Below are 16,205 nucleotides of genomic sequence, written 5' to 3'. Positions count from 1 at the left end.
TTCGTCGCAGGTCCTCGTGATCTTCAGGAAATCCTCGGTTCAGAACCGCTCGGGGTGGGCCACGAGCCACTCCTTCGCCGCACGCAGCAGCTCGGGGTCGGCCGCGGGCGCCTCGTCCGGGTGGCGCTCGGCCCACTTCACGACGTACGGACACAGCGGGGCGACGGCGATGCCCTCGCCCCGCGCCACGGCGTACACCTCACGCACGAGCGAGCCCGCGATGCCCTGGCCCTCGTGGGCCGGCTCGACGACGGTGTGCACGGGGACGAGGGCGCGCTCGGGGGCGTCCAGGACGAAGTACTCGATACGGCCGACGACCTCGCCGCCTGCGACCGCCTCCAGACGGCCCGCCGCCCGGTCCTCACGGATCTCGATGTCGCTCACGGCCACGCTCCTCGTCCGCACGGTTTCGTTACGTCAGGCCGACACGGCCTGCGGACTGCGCTCCTGGTCGGAGCCCGGCGCCGGCTCGGACGCGTCGGCGCCCAGGGCGACGATACGGTTGTCGCCGTCCACGTGCACGACCCGCGGCCGCAGCGACCGCGCCTCGGCGTCGGTGACCTGGGCGTAGCTGATGAGGATCACCAGGTCGCCGGGGTGGACGAGGTGCGCCGCGGCCCCGTTGATCCCGATCACGCCGGAACCCCGCTCGCCCTCGATGACGTACGTCTCCAGCCGGGCACCGTTGGTGACGTCCACGATGTGCACGAGCTCACCGGGCAGCAGATCGGCGGCGTCGAGCAGATCGGCGTCGATGGTCACCGAGCCGACGTAGTGCAGGTCGGCCTGGGTGACGGTGGCGCGGTGGATCTTGGACTTGAACATGGTGCGCAGCATGCTGGACTCCTGGAAGACGGCTCCCTGCCTGCTTTGTGCAGGTCAAGGGCGGTCCTCACTCTACAACTGGCACGCGCTCGACTCGAAGAGTGTGAGCAACATCGCTCCATGTCGGCGAGAAGGGAGTGGGCCTGTCGCTCCCGGACACGGGCGGGTCCGCCGGCAAGGTGTGGCGCGGTACCCACGGACGCCGCACTGACGCCGGGGGCCGACGAGCCTTCACCATGCGCACAGTCGGGTGGTCAACCAGCAGCTTCACGTGGCGGGACAGGCCTGAGTACGCCGAGACGCTGCATCTCGACGATGTGCTCTGCCGTGCGTCGCGGTGCTTCACCGCCGGTCACCAGGACACCCGCCTCGATGTTGCGCCGCGCGGCGGACTCGGTCAGGTTGGCGCTGCCGAGCAGGAGAGTGCGGCGGTCCGCGACGGCGAGCTTGGCGTGCTGGCGTGAGCGGCCCCGTTCGGCCGGGTCCCGTACCCAGACCCACAGCCGCAATCCGGGTACGGAGGCGAACGCTTCAGCCGGTTCCCTCCCCGAGAGCAGGCCACCTGCGCCGGCCAGGGTCTCGACCACGACATGCGTCTGGACTCCCCTGCCCGCAGCCTCGGTGAGGGCCCTGGTCAGGGCCGGATACGGACGAGCCGCATACGTCATCGCCAGCAGCTCGCGCTGCGCCTCGTTGATGACCTCGACCAGCACCTGAGCGGTGGCCCGCACCGGCACCGCCGGTGTCGAGGGGCCGCTCCACACGGTGCGGACCTGAACGATGTCCCGGGCTTTCCGCCGGGCGGCGACATAGCCTCGCATCATATGCAGCCGCCTCGGAGGGAGGTACCGACTCCGACTCCATGGCATCGCAGAACGCCGCGACGGCGGCCTCGGCGGCGCCCTCGAACGCGGGTCGGCTCACGGCAGCAGACCGATCGGCGTCAGCACCGGATCCTGGTCCCCGGTGAGCGGGACGAGGAACCGACGGTCCAGGAACCTGTTGCCTCGTTCGCACGTGGCTTCCGACACGAACAGGCAGACCTGGCAGGCGGCTCCGTGGAGGAAGTCCGCCGGGTCCTGCGGCAGGCGCTCGGCGCAGAGCGGGTCGGCCGAGCAGTGGCGGGCGTCAGTCAGGGCCCGGCGCACGATCCGGTCGAACTCCCGCTCTTCGGCCAGGGAGACCAGACCGCCCAGGGTGCCCTCGAAGTCCGGAGCACTCCGCGCAGTCGTCTCCCTGTCTCCCGGTAGCGCCTAACCACACAGCGTGTCACTTCAGTTGTGGATCCTCCGCGCAGCCTCGGACGGCTCCGCCGCCGCTCCTCCGAGCCAGGACGCCCTCCTGGTGAACGCCACCCGTTTCGCGCGACTGGACGGCCTCTGGGACAGGCTGAACGACCTGCGCGACGAGATGCGTAGGGATCTCGGGGTCACCGAGCGCGTGCAGGGGCCGAGCAGGTAGGCAGGCCGAAGCTATCCTGACCTGGCATAGGGAGTCTGCCCGGGGCTGAGCAGGTCACACGCCTCAGTCGCGATCGCTGGAGGCAACGAACCGCACGGACTCCGACAACACGGCCCGCGCGCCGTCGAAGTCGGCCAGGCGGGCCGCCACCGTGGCGACCGCCAGGCGTTCGGGAAGTGCGGCGGAGAATTTCAGGCCGCGTACGGCACGGGGGTCTCCGGCAGGACGAGACTCTCTCTCCCACACTCTCCCGGGCCGCTCGCCAGTCGGTGGGGGTGATGCCCTCGCGCAGGCGCAGCCAGCAGTCGGTGGGGCGTTGCAGCGGGTCGGTGACCGATTGGAGGGTGGAGGCGAGAGAGGCATTGGCACGGTAGCCCGCCCAGGTCCACCAGCGCACGTCGGCGCCGGTACGCGTGACCAGCGTGCCGGCGGGATCCACGGTGTCGGCTGCGTTGTTCTCCCGTTGCTCCGCCAGGCACGCCTCGGCGCGTCGTGTGAGTGACACGGGCAGGTTCTCGCCTAGCAGGACTCCACGCATGGCGCGGGTCAGGGTGTATGACAGCCCGGCGATGCCGCCGCTCATCCACTTGGGAGCCGGTCCGGTACACCTGCGGGGTCGGGGCCTCCGGGTGCAGCTTCTTGACGTGGTGCACGTGCCCGCCGAGCACCCGCTGCTCCAGGGCCTTAGCTCCGAGCATGTGGTACGGCACCAGCAGGAACTTCTTGCCGTCCGTGCTCAGCCACTCGTGCCTGGTCCGCACCGGGTCGAACTCGGTGCGGGCGCGGACGGCCGGGCCGCCGCTGAGCAGCGCGTACAGCACGGCCATGAAGTGCGACTTACCGGAACCGAACGAGCCGTGCAGGTACGCCGCCTTGGAGCGATTGCCCGTCCAGCGCGGACTTGACGAGGGCCAGCGCCTCGTCGAAGTTCTCCAGCAGCCGCTCGGTGACGACGTAGTCCTTGAGCGCGTGCTCGGCGCCCTCGGGTGTCGTCGCCTCGGCGAGGGACAGCACGAAGTCCGAGGTGGAGATGGCTCCCTCGATGTCGATGACATCGCGGAGCAGGGGCGGCTGGGCCATTGCAGGTACTCGCTCCCCCTGACGGCGATGGGTGCCGCTGCTCGTACTCGCTGTCACGCGGGTCCGCCGCCGGAGCCCGAGGCCGGTCCGAGGGGCGGGACGCGGCTCAGGTATACAAGGGGCCGGTGCGGCGGGCCGGCTGTCCTGCCCTGCGGCGAGGACGGATCCGGTCACGCGGTGACCGGACGGGAACGACGCTCACGGCGTCGGCCGATTCAGGTCGGACGGATTCGCGGCGTCTGCACTCGTCGTCCCCCTCGTACTGAACGTCACCCGTACAGCCTGCGCATAGCACCCTACATCGGTACTCCCCTCGCCCCCGTGCCGTATACCCTCGTGCACCGCCCGCGCGGGCCGCTCCGCTCCCGCCGTGGGCTCTACGGCCGCCACCGCCCCGACCGGTAGGCGTCCAGCAGCTGCCGGCTCGCGACGGTGAAGGGGTGTTCGGATCCCAGGCCGCGTTCCCGCCGCTGGACGACGTCGGTCATCAGCACCGTCGCCTCCTCCACGTGTCCGAGCGCGGCCCGGGTCCGGGAGAGGAGCTGCCGGGCGGCGAGCACGACCGGGTACTCGGGCCCGAAGCGCCGCACGTACGTCTCGGCGGCCCGCTGGATCTCACGGTCGGCCTCGTCGAAGCGGCCCAGGAGATACAGCGCCCACGCGTGGTTGTGCCGGGCGCCCAGGGTCACGGTGTGGTCGGGGCCAAGAGCCCGCTCGCATTGCGACGGCAGCGTGAGCAGCGCACCGCCTTCCTCGCCGATCACGTCGGCGGCGGGCAGCATCTCCAGCAGGCTGGCGCGGGCGCGCAGGGTCAGCGGATGCGTGGGGCCCAGCGCAGCGCGCCGCCCGGTGACGGTGCCGCGGAGCAGCGCGACGGATTCGTCTCGTCGGCCGAGGTTCGCCAGTACGAGCTGGAGGCCGTAGCCACTGTCTGCGGTGTCGGGGTCGTCCGCGCCGAACACGCGCTCCTGGGTGTCCCGGACCGTACGGAGCGCCGCTTCGGCCTCGGCGTACCGGCCCAGCCGGAACAGTGCCCGCCCCGCCCTGGAGCGGGCGGCGAGGACCGTACGGTGGTCGGCCTCGAGGTGTCGCTCGGCGAGGTCCGCGGCGTTTCGGGCGGTCTCCCAGGCGGAGAGGTAGTCACCGGTCCGGTGCAGGGCGACCGACAGCCGCGTCGCGACGGCCAGGGCGTCGGCGGCGGACGGCTCGCCGAGGTGCCGCAGCAGGGCCAGCGCGTGCGGTACCAGGAGCCGCAGTCGCGGATCGTGCGGACCGGCGTCGGGTACGCCGGGCACGGCCGCGTCGAGCAGCCGGACGGCTGTCGTGTCGAGAGCGGACACGAGGTCCGCGGGGGTCGCCGCCGAGACGCTGTCGAGCAGGATGCCGTGGCTCTGTACGCAGCGCGCCCCGGCGGCGTCGACCAGTTCGGACAGCGACTGGTCGAGGAGGGCTCTGAGCGCCGTCTCGGTCCGGGCACGGGGCAGTACTGCGCCGATGCCGGCGTGGTTGAGCAGGGCCAGCGGAAGCGGCTCGGCGGCGAACCGGGCCAGCAGCCGGAGCAGGGCCGCCGCTTCGGGCAGCCCGCGTGCCTCGAACGCGTCGAGGGTCAGTTGCCAGGTCAGGCCGACCAGATGCCGGGGGTCCGCTTCGGACAGCGCGTCGGCTCCCCGGTCGATCAGCTGGACCCGTTCGTCTCCGTCGAGCTGGTTCGCGTAGGCGTCCATCGTCCAGGGGTCGATGACCTGGTGGGAGAGGAAGCCGCCCGCCAGGCTCAGGGCGAGGGGCAGCCGCCCGAGCCGGTCCGCGACCCGTGCCGCCTGCTCCGTCGTCCCGCTGTGCGGTGCGAGGTCGCGCAGCACGAGCGCGGCGTCTTCCCGGGGCAGGACGCCGATGTGCTGCAGCTCGGCACCCGGCCACCACCGGGCGGCCGCTCGCCGTGTGGTCACCAGGACGATTCCGCGGGGGCTGGTGCGCAGCCAGTGGCCGTCCCGCAGGATCTCCGGCTCGTCGGCGTTGTCCAGGACCAGCAACCAAGGTTCGGCGGAACGGTCGAGGTACGTCCAGACGAGGTCGGCGGCCGGTCTGAGGCCGTTGCGTGCGGCGAGCAGTTCACCGTCGTCCGCCCCTCGGTCGGCGGCGACGGCGAGCATGCCGGCGCGCAGGCTCGCACGGTCGGAGGCGTTGACCCACAGGCCCGCCCGGCCCTGTTCTCCGGTGACCTCCTGGAACAGGGAGCAGGCGACCGCCGTCTTGCCCGAGCCGCCCATGCCGTACAGCACGTAGACCTGTCCGCCGCGCTCCGCCTCGACGCTCGCCCGCAGACGTTGCATGACCTCGCTGCGGTCGCGCAGCGCGACGGGGAGCCGGCCGACGGCCGGGCGGCGCACCGAATCCGGTCCGCCGTGCTCCGGCCCGTCACCGCCGTAGTGGTGGTGCTCGCTGATGTGCTGGTCGCCCCGCGACTGGTAGACGCGTCCGTGGTCCTCGGCGTGGCCGTCCGTCCCGCCCATCATCGCTCTGCGATGTGCTGGTCATGTCCCGCTTGGTAGACCCGGCCCTGGCCGGACGCGGTGGCGTGCTGGGTGATCTGCCGGGCGGCCGAGCCGGCGGGATCGAGCTGGTCCAGCAGGGCGCGCAGTTCCTCGACGGCGGCGGGCCGGGCCACGAGCAGCCGGCGCACCGCCCCCTGCCACTGGCGCCGTAGTTCGTCCAAGGTTTCCTGGTCGCCCGCCGTCGCGGCGACCAATACGTCCTCGCGACCGGCCTCCAACTCGGCGGCGACGGTCTCGGCGCGCTCGGGCTGCGTCCGGCGCCAGAGCCGTGTGATCCCATCACGCGCGCGGTGCCAGGCATCGGTCGCCATCAACGCGACCAGAGTGGTTCCCGCGCTCTGCGCGAGCAAGGCCACTTCTGCGTCCACAGCCGTCCCTCCGTTCACCCGATTTACCGACAGCAAGGGGAAATGTGCCACCTGTCAGGCGTTGACATGATTTTCTTCCTGATCAATAGCGTTCCAGCGGTGCGCAACACGAGACAAGGAGGAATCAATCCTCGCCATTACCCATGGGGGCAGGTTCCAACACATCGCCAGCCGGGCAAGATGCACGCTACAGTGAAGCACCCTGACCGATCGAGGGGGAAGCGGAATGGCCAGGCCATGGGAAGCGGATCCGGATACAGGTTTCAAGCAGCGCGTGGGAAAGACTCCCCAGGAACTCGGGAACACAACCGGAACTCCTGACTGTCCGGACATCTGGGAACTCACCAACGGCGACATCGCTGTCATCGGCCGGGACCTCACCCAGTCTCTGGGCAAGAACCTGCCTGACGGTGTCTCGATCGGGTCGGACGAGCGTCTCGTGGTCATCCCCAGGAACATGCTCATCGCGGCGAAACCGGACATCCCCAGTGTTTGACTGCTTCCCTCACGGCGCCTCCCAGCGACTGGACCGCCCGACCTACCACGCCGACCTGAGCCGGGTCTACTCCAGTGGGATCGGCTTCCTCAACAAACTCGAACGCGGCCAGCACTTCAAGGAGCGGGGCTTCCCGAGCTGGGAGGCCTTCGCCGACGGCGACTGGGAGAGGGCCCTGTCCCTGGCCGTGGAGAGGCGCGAGGACTACGCCGAGGAAATCCGCCGGGCGTCACAACTGGGCATCGCGCACCGCCGTCTTCGCGTCGTGGAATTCCCGGTCACGCCGTATGTGCAGTGGGAATTGTTCGTCCTGCGGGTGCGGGTGGGCCTGGGCGATGACATCAAGATTCTCGACGCTCGCGATATTTCGCACATCGAGCGGCATCGCCCGGTCCCGGAAGTGGTGATCGTCGGCGATGCGGCCATGTACGAGGTCGTGTACGACGAGGACGGAAATGCGGCCGGAGCAAAGCGTTACACCGACCGCTCGCTGATCCGGGAAACGAACGCCGGATTCGACGCCCTGTATGAGCGTGGCGAAGGGTTCCATGATTTCTTCAACCGGGAGATCGCTGACCTGGCCCCGCCCGGGGTGGCCAGTGCTCCATCGGGTTCTCGCGGTTCGCGGTGATCAGCGGGGCGGGCCGCGTTTCACGGATTCCTGGCAGTACTGCTACGACCTGGCCGGCTGTCCCACCTCACAAGGCACCGGCCGGGGCTCCCCGTAGCACTCCTACTGACGGTCATCTGCTGTCGCCTGCCTGATTGCGTAGTGTCGGGGCGAGCAACAACGGCATGGACGCGGTCGAGATGGGTGCCATCCCGTTCATGAGACCGTCAAGATCTTGCCCGCCAACGGCTTCTGGGTGCCCGAGGACCGACTGGCACGCCGAACTGCGGCTGGACGACGCCAACAACATCGCCTTCCCCTTGCGCGCCGGCGGCCAGGAGGGCTTTCGCGGGGTCAGGGCCTGGGGTCCTCGTCCAGCCTAACGGCAGTAGTGTCCGGAGCGCGCAGTTCAGGGTCCGCTGAGGCGAACGTCTCGTGTTCTTCCATGACTTCGCCGTCCACGACCTCCCCCTCAGTCACTCGGTGCGACGGGTCCGCCAGGGGCAGGCCGGCGAGGTGCTTCTTGAGTCTCTTGGCCATCGGAAGGTACGTCGACAGAGTCAGCCCGCCGGACACCACGGCTCCGACGATGGGGATGGCCTTGGAGACGCCCTTAGCGAAGGACTGCTTGGTCATCTGGACGCCGAGGTAAGCCGCGGACTTCTTCACGATCGGGTAGATGACACCTTTGGTGAGCGCCTTCTGTGGCAGCTTCTTCGCAACCTGCTTCGACATCATCCCGGCGACCTTGCCCACAGCGACATTCGCCGACTGGGTCCCGAACATCACGCCGAAGAACAGCGTGAGCACACTCATCGTCGCGTCATCAACGCCTTCGCCCTCGTCGGCAAAGAGATCGGGCCAGCTATAGAGGTAAGCGAGCTTCTGCGCGATGCGCAGCATGTGGCCGACGTACTGGGCCAGGTCGGCGGGCACCGTGGCGGGCAGGGCGAAGATGCCGGGCATCCCGGCTGCAGCCGAGAGAGCGCTGACTTTGGCGGTTTCGTAGCGGATGGAGTCGTTGGCGACCTTGTCGAGGAGCTCGACAGTGATGCCCGCGGCTGCGGGAGTCTCCTCTATCGCTCGTCGGATCTCTTCCTCGGAGCAGTGGCGAGCGAGCGCACTGCGGAGGTATGCCTCCCTGTTGATCCTCACACCGGGGAGCTTCGCCGCCGCCAGCAGCACCGCGAAGAAACGCGACTCGGGGTTCTCGACCTCTTTACCCTGCTTCATGGCAGGAACCTACAGTGCCTCCGACTTGCGAGGGTCAGCATGGATCAGCTTCGTTGAGACCTCGTTATGAGAGGCACGGTGGCGTGAGAGCCGGCTTCCTTCACGATGCCGATCACCGTCCGGGAAGTCGACCACGGGCGGGCAAGGCGCCGGGTCTGCTGAAGGTGTGCCGTAGGGGTCGGATACGCAGGGCCCTCGGCAAGCGCACGCCTGCCGAGGGCCCTGCGATCGGTGCCACCTCTGTCAGCGTGTCGCGAACTCACGAAGGCGGTCCATGCCGTGGGTTCTACGGCGAGTGCGGCGCGGGTTGCGTCCTTCGAGTCACGGACGTGGACTGTGGTGGGGCGGACGGCGACCTCGATGCATTCGCCGCCTTCCTCGCTGCTGTAGCTGCTCTTGCACCATACCAACTGATTTATCTGCATCTGCTGTAGGTGCGCGTTCATGGCTCTCCCAGCAACTTCTCTACCGAGCGGTCTCGGGCAGGTCGCTGTGGCGGGCGAGGTGGTCCGCCCAGGTCTGCCCGGATTCGAAGGACTTCCGCTCCAGCTCGTAGGGGCCGACCTTGTACTGTGCGTCGCTCTTGCGGATGCCGATGTTCGCCAGGGCCGCCGCGACCTCGCGTGAGCCGATGGCCGTGATGCGGCGGGGTTCGTCGCGCGCGGGCTGCTTGAGCATGTCGACCAGTTCGTCGACGGTGTACACGCCGTTCTGGTCGTGGGCGGGCAGCCGGACGCGGAGGCTGTTGTCGGTGAAGCAGACGGCCTCGGCGACCCAGACTCGCTTGGCGCCGGGCTGGGCGAGCAGGCCGGCCAGTTCCCTGGCCTTGCGGTTGACCAGGTGCAGCGGGTTCCCGTGGGTGCGGCGGCGGCCGCCGGGGGTGGTCTGGACCCAGGTGCCGTTCCCGGAGGTGACCGAGCCGTGCCAGTCCTTCAGCTCGATCAGGCAGAGGCCGCCGGGGGCAACGACCGCAGGTTGGAGAGCCTGCGCCCGGAGTTGACGGCGGAGCTCCGGGCCCGTGGCGGAGGCCGGCTGTTCCTTCTGTCACCGAAGGCGTTTTTGGAAGTCGCCGCCCCCGTTCTGCGACTCAGTCTTCAGGCCGGCTCCGTCGAGGACATCGAGCGGGTCGAGCGCATCGAGGCCGGGGCGACGTACGGCGGATGGACCGCCGAAGCCCTTGATTCTCTCTTCCGCGGGCTGGCGTACGAGGGTTACGCCAACCGCGTCGACGTCATCCGCCAGGCGACGGAGACGGACGGACATGTGGAGGCGGCTCGGTCCACAAGATCTGCGGCTACGACGACGGCCGCACTCTGAAGGGCTTCACCAAGCCGATCATGCGGATCAGTCGCAACCTGCAGGAGCAGAGGCTGATTCCGGCCTCGGCCGTGCCGGTCCTCACGGCTGAGTACAGGAACGGCCCAGGCCCTGCCTCCGGATTCAGGGTCCACCCGCTCCTCGTTCCCCTCATCGACAACGCGGGGGACGAAGACGAGGAGTCGTGGGGGACAACGGCGTCCGGCGGTCGCAGATTTCACTACATGACCGCCAAGCCCCGGCTCGACCGCAGCCGGACCTTGGACCGCTCGCGACTCGCATCCGAGCGATGGCTGAAAAGCGTGGGCGCACATGGATGGTCCCTTACCGTTGCCCCTGCTGCGCACCTTCCCGGAGGGTACGTCGGCGGTGTTTCGGAGGTCGGTTCCCGGCCGTGACTGACGAGTGGTTTCCGCTGCGTGTCGCACGCGGCGTGACTGCGGATGCCCGGAAGGGCGGTCCCGCCATTCCAGGTCACGCCAAGGAGTGGACATCCATGAACCCCGTTGAGTACAAGTCTGCACGTCGTCACCGGCTTCGCGAGATCCTGGTCGACGTCGCCGCGGGTGTCGCCACCCAGCTTGTGGTGACGGCCCTGGTGGCGGCAGCGCGTCTGCTCTTCTGAGCGGGCTTGTGGCGGGCCCGGAGAGCCCGCCACTCCCACACAGGCGGTGCGCGTCAGAACAGATAGAGGTCGGGCGAGTGTGGGCCTGTGCTCTGCCGCCTCCTGCGGGAGTTCCGTCCCCGGCGCGGCCGGGGCGGGTGCGGTACGCGGGCTTCCTCCGGCAGGTTCTCCCACGTGGCGAAGACCGTGGACCTGGACCTCGCCGACCATGCCCTTCAGGTAGGTGCGGGTCTCCTCGTCCGTGGAGTACAGCACCGTCGCCCGGCTCGCCCGGGTCATCAGCACGTGGTAGGCGTGGCGGACCAGCCGCGCGAACTCCCCGTCGTCGACGCTGGCGGCCTTCACCTTGGGGTCGAACGAGCCCGGAACGGCGACGCGCCTGAGGCCCGAGTCCGGGTCCTTCCGCTCCTTGCCGCGGCGGTACACCCACCGGTCGCCCCGCCGGACCATGTCGTCACCCATGATCACGCCGCACCAGTCCCACTCGAGGCCCTGGGCGGTGTACACGCAGCCGAGCTGGCCGAGCCCGTTCTCGTGCACCGACCAGATCCTGCACGGCGGTGCCCCGTTCTCGCAGAAGGCGTCGCTGTCCGCGTTCCAGGGCCTGTGCCAGTCCCCGATCCGTACGTCGGCCTCCAGCCGCCTCTCCTTGCCGATGGGCTTCGTCCACGGCCAGCAATAGCCCGCGACGAGACGGGCGGACGCTCCGGCGATCGCCTCGGTACGGATGATCCGTTCGAGTTCCTCCGGGCTGTCCGCCACCTCGACGTGCATCAGGCCGTCCGGCGTCCACTGTTCCGGCTCCTCGTCCGTCACCCCGAGCACGGCCCGCACCCAGCGGATGTAGGCGTCACTGCCGCCACAGCGGAACTGTTCCCGCAGCTCGTGCTCCAGAAGAGTGGCGCTGTGCCGTTGTGCCGCGTCCCTGATCAATTCAACGGTGCCGACCTCATGCGGTCGTACCGTCTGTCCTTCGTCGAGGAAGAACACGGTCAGGCGGGACGCGTCGAGCAACTCGTCGACCTGGGGCTTGGTCCCCTGGTTTTCGGGTTTCCAGAAGCGGTTGGTCGAGCGGTCCCGCAGGCGGTGCGCCTCGTCGCAGATCAGCACGTCAAGGGGCGGGTCCGGAGGGGTGACGAAGTTGCTGAAGTAGGTGAAGCTCTCCCTGAACTCCCGGTCGCCGTAGCCGACATGCTCCTGAAGCGCGCCATTGAAGGCTCTGCTGCCGCTGGCGTACTTGACCGTGCGGCCACCCGCCTCGAGCTCCGCCTTGATCTGGAGGCCGATGGCGCTCTTCCCGGTACCCGCACCGCCGGTCACCAGGAAGATGACACGTCGCTCGTCCGGCAGGAGGGCGGGGCGTTGCGGGTTTGGGAGCACCTTGGCCGCAGTCTCCAGGACCTGGTCGGCGACCTTCTTCTGCCGACCGCGCAGGGTGAACACGGTGTCCTTGCCGTGGGAGTGGATCATTGCGTCGAGGAGGGGCGTATTGCGTAAGCCCATGTTCTGCAGCAGTATCTCGGCCTCGGAGGCGCCCCCTTCTTCGGCAAAGTGCTTGCGGAGGTCGGAGATCAGCTGCGCGCGCCGGTCGTTCGTGTAGACAGCTGCGTAGGCGCCGGTCGGAGCATCCACGTCGATCAGTGGCCGAACGGAGGCGTCGGTGGCGTTGTGCAGATAGGCGAACCCTCCGCATTCGAAGTCCAGTCCATGCAGCGCTCCCCTGCCTCCCGTGAACGCCTCGTAGTACTCGCGCAATTGCAGCGCCGGGTGCTTCTTCCTGCCCATCCCCGGTACGTGGACCAGTTCCGCGGTGGCTCGCTCCACCCGGGTCACCATCGACCAGCGCTTCAGTTCAACCAGTTGAACGGAGAGCCGCCTCTCGGCGGGGTGGTGGCCCACGAGGACCACGTCGATGAGCCTGGGGGCGCCGGGGCGGTCGGCCTCGTCGAGGGTGGCGGCGCACTCGACGATCATCTCCACGTTTCCGCGCCCAGCGGCGACCAGGTCCTCCGCGAGGTGCACGAGGCTGTCGGCCCACGCGGAGCGTTCCGACAACGAGGCGTCGGCGCCTCGGAAGTGCCGCCATCTGGCAGCCAGGTGCGGCACCATACGCCGCCGTGAATTCAAGGTCAGCAGATCCCGTGCTGCGAGCCGCAGCAGGAGCATGGACACGAGGTGGGTCCCCCAGGGCACGAGTGGCTCGTGCGGGTGGGGGCATGTCCTCGTGAGGAAGCCCGTCGGGCCGCAATCGGTACCCGTGATCTTAGGGAGCCGGCCGTTCCGCGCACGGTGACGAGGCCGTGGTCGACGCGAAGCGTAGCCATCATGGCCGGATCCTGTGCCCCGTGGCGAAGACGTACCCCCTCACACCGAGGAAGCTCGCTGATCCAGCCGACCGCCCGCCAGCTCCCTGAGCCTTTCCCGCGTCTCCGGGTCCGTCGAGTGAACGATCGTGCCGACCATTCCCCGGGTCAGCAGCACCTTGTAGGTGTTGCGGATCAGGCGGTCCACGTCGTCGTCCGGGGTGGACTTCTTGAACACCGGGTCCTTGGACGCGGTGCGGTCAGTGATCCAGCGGCCTCCGCGCCACAGCAGGTCGGGGCCGATGATGACGCCGGACCAGTCGTACTCGAAGCCCTGGGCGGTGTAGACACAGCCGACCTGTCCGAAGCCCGCCGGGTCGGTTGCCCACAACGCGGCCGGAGGTGCGCCCGAGACCGAGCGGTCGCCCCGCAGATTCCAGGGGCGCGCCCAGTCGCCGATGACTACATCCAGCGCGAGCGGCGCGCCAGGCTTGGGCTCTGGGGACCAGCGCCAGCAGTAGCCGGCGGACACGCGTGCGCCGTACCCCTCCGCCCGCCGGGCTTCGAGGAACGCCTCCATCTCCTGCGGGCTTTCGGCGACCAGCAGTTGCATGCGGTCATCGGGCTCCCAGACGACCGGACCGCCGGGCTCGAGGCCGAGGAGCCTGACGACCCAGCGCAGGAAGGCGTCGCTGCCACCGCAGCGGAACTGGCTCTCCAGGGGGACGACATGGCAAGGAATGTCCCGCTTGGCCGCTGCCGCCTTGATGTCGGCCACAGTGCCCAGCTCACCCGGCCGCACCACCTGGTGCTCGTCGAGAAGGAAGACAGGCACGTGGGCGACGTCGATGAGTTCGTCGATCTGGGCCTTGCCGGTCCGATGCTCGGCACGGGTGTAGCGGTTCGCCGAGGTCTCCCGCATGCGGTGGGCCTCGTCGCAGATCAGGACGTCCAGGCTGTTCTTCTCGGTGGTCATGAAGCTGTTGAAGTACTTGAACAGGTCCTGCACCTCACGCTTGCGGGATCCGGCGACCTTCCTCATCGTCTTGGTGAACGACTGGGAACCGGTGGCGTGCAGGGCCGTGATTCCCCGCCGGTACAGCTCACCGAGCAATTGGAGTGCGATCACGCTCTTGCCCGTGCCCGGGCCGCCGGTGACGACGACGATCTCCTTGCGGTCGGCCCGCTTCGCCTTCTGCACCGCGTTGAGCACCATGCGGTAGGCGACCTGCTGTTCGTCGAGCAGCACGAACTGCTGCCGTTCGCGGACCTCCTCGGCCGCAACCGACATGAGCTGCTTCGACGGCACCGTGGCACCCGAGAGCAGTTCGTCCGCCGCCCGGGCACCAGTATGCCGGTCGCTCAACTTCGAACGGAGATGATCGAGGAACTCACCGCGGCGCTGCCCTGTGAACAGCAGTCCGCGACCGTCGCGCTCTATCTCCCGCAGACCGGCCACGTCGAACTCGGTGGCGTTGTGCAGGAACGCCACTCCGCTGACCCGGTGTCCGTGCTCGGCCACCGCTCCGTTGAAGTTGACCAAGTAGTCGCGGTAGCGACGCACCTGCTCGATGGGGTTGAGGACAGGGTGGGCGTAGGGCTCGACGTGGCACAGCGTGGGATCGTCCTCGTGGGGCAGCACCTCGCTCCACTGCTTCAGCTCCACCACGACGTACGAGGGTTCCCCTGTGGAGGGGTGCACGCCTGCGAGGACGACGTCGGCGCGCTTGCTGTTCAGCGGGAGGGCGTACTCCAGCATCATCTCCACGTCGCCCAGGCCCGCGTCGTTGAGCGCGGCGGCCAGGACGGGAATACTGCGCTCCCAGGAGCGGGCCTCCGAGGTGCTGGGCTGGTAACCGTGCATGTGGACGAACTGGTCGGTGAGGTGCAGGAACAGCGAACCGTCGAGCGCCATGACGGCGACCGTTTTCGCGGACGCGCGGAACAGCAAGAACTTCCCCCAGGCAGCACGAAGTGACTCGTGCGGGTGGGGGCGTGTCCTCTAACTCCACCAATGTGGAACGGAAGCCCGTCGGGCCGCTTTGACGATTCCTGCGAGATTACCTTGTGCCCTGCCGGCCCTGGTGGACTCCCCGGCAGGGACCCGTGCGACCGCTCCTCGACGGCTCACCGCTACGACTCACCCCTTTGACCGTCCACGCCACCGAGTTCGACGTAATCCCCCGCACCTCCGCACTCCGTACCGCCATCGTCCTGTCCACCACCCTGGCCGTTACCGTGTGGGCGCGGCGGCCCGACGGGACTCCGCGGGCCGCCGGCACGACCGACGTCCTGCCGCGGGCCTGCCTCGCCTCGCGGCCGTCGACGTACCAGCGGAGTTGGGGCGGGCGAGAGTGCCGGCGGGCAGGGTGGCCAGGGAGACGGAGAGGCGGCCGAACCGGGAGGTTCGGGTGGCGGGGTCGGCCAGCGGGGTGAGGGCGTTCGCCGAACGGTAGAAGCCGGCGATCATCGCCTCGCGACCGGGGAGGTTGAACCGGTCGGTGTTCAGGGAGTGCATGATGGAGTTGGCGGTGGGGCCGAGGCGGGCGTGCGTGGGCTCGTCCACCTTGGCGAACGCGTCGTCGAGGAGGATCAGGCGAGGTGCCTGCGGGGCGGTGGCGGCGAGGCCGGTGAAGTGCGCCGCCGCAGCGGCGAAGAGGACCAGACAGGACGGGACCCGCTGTTCGCCCTGGCTCAGGCCCGTGCGGCCGGAGAGCTTGCGGCGGCTGCCCGGTGCCGCGTCGTTCACCACCCAGGGGGTGAAGGGGAACCAGTCGCGGTAGTCCGGAGCGGTCCGCAGATGGGCCGCGTAACCGGCGAACGGGTCGGCGCGGCGGGCGTCCTCGATACGGCGCTGGAGCACGTCGCGGAGCTGCTCGGACTGTTCGCGGGTGCGCAGGCCGTAGGGGCTGCGCAGGAGGTCCACGGCCGCCTTGACGTCCGCTTCCACTCCGTCGGCCAGGCTCCGGTCGAGGGTGACGCCCAGACCGTGGGACGTGCGGACGGTGGCGAGGGTGGTGTTGAGGGCGGCGACCAGGGCGCTCGCGGCGAGCAGCTGCGAGGACGGATGGTCGCCCAGCTCTCCGGTCAGGAAGCGCTGGAAGACAGGCCCATTGCCGGCCTTCCCCGCTCCACACCGACACTCGCGAGGAAAGCTGAGCACTCCGGCCGAGCACGTCGCCCTCATGGGCTCGCACGTTGACAGCTCGCCGGACCGTCGTGACGCCCTCACCGGCGCCATGTGGCGCCGGGGCCCGTCCTACCGTGCCGTGCCGTTCGAGAGGGTCGCCACCGTGGTGGCGGCGACCCTCTCGATCATCAGCGATGTGTTCGCG

14 protein-coding genes and 6 pseudogenes are annotated in these 16,205 nt (G+C 69.1%); 6 read left to right on the top strand and 14 right to left on the bottom strand.

The genetic code is table 11. The features are described 5' to 3' along the window. Nucleotides 1–39: 39 nt before the first annotated feature. The 4 genes from ACIQ1J_RS07650 to ACIQ1J_RS07635 all read right to left on the bottom strand — a co-directional run bounded on the left by ACIQ1J_RS07650 (nucleotide 40) and on the right by ACIQ1J_RS07635 (nucleotide 1,973). Nucleotides 40–384 (bottom strand): GNAT family N-acetyltransferase, encoded by a 345-nt coding sequence (locus ACIQ1J_RS07650; RefSeq protein WP_403555007.1) that lies wholly within the window; start codon nucleotides 382–384, stop codon nucleotides 40–42. A 33-nt stretch (nucleotides 385–417) separates the two neighbouring features. Continuing rightward, a complete protein-coding gene (gene panD / locus ACIQ1J_RS07645) occupies nucleotides 418–837 on the bottom strand; it encodes an aspartate 1-decarboxylase (protein ID WP_310869841.1) in 420 nt (139 codons plus the stop codon). 242 nt (nucleotides 838–1,079) lie between these two features. Then, nucleotides 1,080–1,649 (bottom strand): DISARM system phospholipase D-like protein DrmC, encoded by a 570-nt coding sequence (drmC, locus tag ACIQ1J_RS07640; RefSeq protein ID WP_403555004.1) that lies wholly within the window; start codon nucleotides 1,647–1,649, stop codon nucleotides 1,080–1,082. 96 nt (nucleotides 1,650–1,745) lie between these two features. Continuing rightward, nucleotides 1,746–1,973: a hypothetical protein gene (locus ACIQ1J_RS07635; protein WP_403555002.1), complete on the bottom strand. Its 228-nt coding sequence runs from the start codon at nucleotides 1,971–1,973 to the stop codon at nucleotides 1,746–1,748. A 118-nt stretch (nucleotides 1,974–2,091) separates the two neighbouring features. Here ACIQ1J_RS07635 and ACIQ1J_RS07630 point away from each other — a divergent pair, with 118 nt between their 5' ends. After that, nucleotides 2,092–2,286: a hypothetical protein gene (locus tag ACIQ1J_RS07630; RefSeq protein WP_403555000.1), complete on the top strand. Its 195-nt coding sequence runs from the start codon at nucleotides 2,092–2,094 to the stop codon at nucleotides 2,284–2,286. A gap of 63 nt (nucleotides 2,287–2,349) precedes the next feature. Here the strand turns inward: ACIQ1J_RS07630 and ACIQ1J_RS07625 are convergent. The 4 genes and pseudogenes from ACIQ1J_RS07625 to ACIQ1J_RS07610 form a co-directional block, all read right to left on the bottom strand. Then, nucleotides 2,350–2,887 (bottom strand): annotated as a pseudogene (locus ACIQ1J_RS07625) (ATP-dependent helicase); the annotation flags it as partial. Further along, nucleotides 2,847–3,366: pseudogene (locus ACIQ1J_RS07620) on the bottom strand (DUF6079 family protein); the annotation flags it as partial. The pseudogenes ACIQ1J_RS07625 and ACIQ1J_RS07620, both read right to left, overlap by 41 nt. A gap of 377 nt (nucleotides 3,367–3,743) precedes the next feature. Next, the gene (locus ACIQ1J_RS07615) at nucleotides 3,744–5,879 is read right to left on the bottom strand and encodes a tetratricopeptide repeat protein (RefSeq protein ID WP_403554998.1); all 2,136 of its coding nucleotides are present in this window, start codon (nucleotides 5,877–5,879) and stop codon (nucleotides 3,744–3,746) included. Further along, nucleotides 5,876–6,286, bottom strand: a complete 411-nt coding sequence (locus ACIQ1J_RS07610) for a hypothetical protein (RefSeq protein WP_403554996.1) — start codon at nucleotides 6,284–6,286, stop codon at nucleotides 5,876–5,878. The genes ACIQ1J_RS07615 and ACIQ1J_RS07610 overlap by 4 nt, the downstream gene beginning before the upstream one ends. A gap of 226 nt (nucleotides 6,287–6,512) precedes the next feature. Here ACIQ1J_RS07610 and ACIQ1J_RS07605 point away from each other — a divergent pair, with 226 nt between their 5' ends. The 3 genes and pseudogenes from ACIQ1J_RS07605 to ACIQ1J_RS07595 all read left to right on the top strand — a co-directional run. Then, complete coding sequence (locus ACIQ1J_RS07605) at nucleotides 6,513–6,782, top strand: hypothetical protein (protein ID WP_403554994.1); 270 nt, start codon at nucleotides 6,513–6,515, stop codon at nucleotides 6,780–6,782. Beyond that, on the top strand, nucleotides 6,775–7,413 hold the full coding sequence (locus ACIQ1J_RS07600; protein WP_403554992.1) for a DUF6879 family protein: 639 nt from the start codon (nucleotides 6,775–6,777) through the stop codon (nucleotides 7,411–7,413). Before ACIQ1J_RS07605 ends, ACIQ1J_RS07600 begins: the two co-directional genes overlap by 8 nt. 161 nt (nucleotides 7,414–7,574) lie before the next feature. After that, a pseudogene (locus ACIQ1J_RS07595) lies at nucleotides 7,575–7,703 on the top strand (transcriptional regulator); the annotation flags it as partial. A gap of 43 nt (nucleotides 7,704–7,746) precedes the next feature. On the opposite strand, the gene ACIQ1J_RS07590 reads toward ACIQ1J_RS07595, so the two are convergent. The 3 genes and pseudogenes from ACIQ1J_RS07590 to ACIQ1J_RS07580 all read right to left on the bottom strand — a co-directional run. Beyond that, a complete protein-coding gene (locus ACIQ1J_RS07590; RefSeq protein ID WP_403554990.1) occupies nucleotides 7,747–8,625 on the bottom strand; it encodes a hypothetical protein in 879 nt (292 codons plus the stop codon). A 260-nt stretch (nucleotides 8,626–8,885) separates the two neighbouring features. Further along, nucleotides 8,886–9,071, bottom strand: a pseudogene (locus ACIQ1J_RS07585) (DUF397 domain-containing protein); the annotation flags it as partial. A 22-nt stretch (nucleotides 9,072–9,093) separates the two neighbouring features. Continuing rightward, a pseudogene (locus tag ACIQ1J_RS07580) lies at nucleotides 9,094–9,594 on the bottom strand (nuclease-related domain-containing protein); the annotation flags it as partial. Here ACIQ1J_RS07580 and ACIQ1J_RS07575 point away from each other — a divergent pair. Together ACIQ1J_RS07575 and ACIQ1J_RS07570 are read left to right on the top strand one after the other, a co-directional pair. Continuing rightward, the gene (locus ACIQ1J_RS07575) at nucleotides 9,547–9,942 is read left to right on the top strand and encodes a hypothetical protein (RefSeq protein WP_403554988.1); all 396 of its coding nucleotides are present in this window, start codon (nucleotides 9,547–9,549) and stop codon (nucleotides 9,940–9,942) included. The pseudogene ACIQ1J_RS07580 and the gene ACIQ1J_RS07575 sit on opposite strands and share 48 nt — an antisense overlap. 289 nt (nucleotides 9,943–10,231) lie before the next feature. Further along, a complete protein-coding gene (locus tag ACIQ1J_RS07570; RefSeq protein ID WP_403555795.1) occupies nucleotides 10,232–10,567 on the top strand; it encodes a DUF6408 family protein in 336 nt (111 codons plus the stop codon). 297 nt (nucleotides 10,568–10,864) lie between these two features. Here the strand turns inward: ACIQ1J_RS07570 and ACIQ1J_RS07565 are convergent. From ACIQ1J_RS07565 to ACIQ1J_RS07555, 3 genes and pseudogenes are all read right to left on the bottom strand, one after another. Further along, a pseudogene (locus ACIQ1J_RS07565) lies at nucleotides 10,865–12,037 on the bottom strand (DUF2075 domain-containing protein); the annotation flags it as partial. An 894-nt stretch (nucleotides 12,038–12,931) separates the two neighbouring features. Further along, the gene (locus ACIQ1J_RS07560; RefSeq protein ID WP_403554986.1) at nucleotides 12,932–14,821 is read right to left on the bottom strand and encodes a DNA/RNA helicase domain-containing protein; all 1,890 of its coding nucleotides are present in this window, start codon (nucleotides 14,819–14,821) and stop codon (nucleotides 12,932–12,934) included. 282 nt (nucleotides 14,822–15,103) lie between these two features. After that, nucleotides 15,104–16,057, bottom strand: coding sequence for an SbcC/MukB-like Walker B domain-containing protein (locus ACIQ1J_RS07555; protein ID WP_403554984.1), 954 nt, complete (start codon nucleotides 16,055–16,057; stop codon nucleotides 15,104–15,106). Between the last annotated feature and the right edge of the window lie 148 nt (nucleotides 16,058–16,205).

It is taken from the genome of Streptomyces sp. NPDC097107, from assembly GCF_044762405.1.
In the GTDB taxonomy this organism is placed as follows: Bacteria; Actinomycetota; Actinomycetes; order Streptomycetales; family Streptomycetaceae; genus Streptomyces; species Streptomyces thinghirensis.
This window is presented reverse-complemented; position numbering and strand designations above follow the sequence as displayed.

What these genes read in the sequence shown, in the direction of transcription:
- panD (WP_310869841.1), bottom strand. Translation starts at nt 837, where the DNA reads ATGCTGCGCACCATGTTCAAGTCCAAGATCCACCGCGCCACCGTCACC.
- drmC (WP_403555004.1), bottom strand. Translation starts at nt 1,649, where the DNA reads ATGATGCGAGGCTATGTCGCCGCCCGGCGGAAAGCCCGGGACATCGTT.
- ACIQ1J_RS07615 (WP_403554998.1), bottom strand. Translation starts at nt 5,879, where the DNA reads ATGATGGGCGGGACGGACGGCCACGCCGAGGACCACGGACGCGTCTAC.
- ACIQ1J_RS07605 (WP_403554994.1), top strand. Translation starts at nt 6,513, where the DNA reads ATGGCCAGGCCATGGGAAGCGGATCCGGATACAGGTTTCAAGCAGCGC.
- ACIQ1J_RS07590 (WP_403554990.1), bottom strand. Translation starts at nt 8,625, where the DNA reads ATGAAGCAGGGTAAAGAGGTCGAGAACCCCGAGTCGCGTTTCTTCGCG.
- ACIQ1J_RS07570 (WP_403555795.1), top strand. Translation starts at nt 10,232, where the DNA reads ATGGCTGAAAAGCGTGGGCGCACATGGATGGTCCCTTACCGTTGCCCC.
- ACIQ1J_RS07555 (WP_403554984.1), bottom strand. Translation starts at nt 16,057, where the DNA reads ATGAGGGCGACGTGCTCGGCCGGAGTGCTCAGCTTTCCTCGCGAGTGT.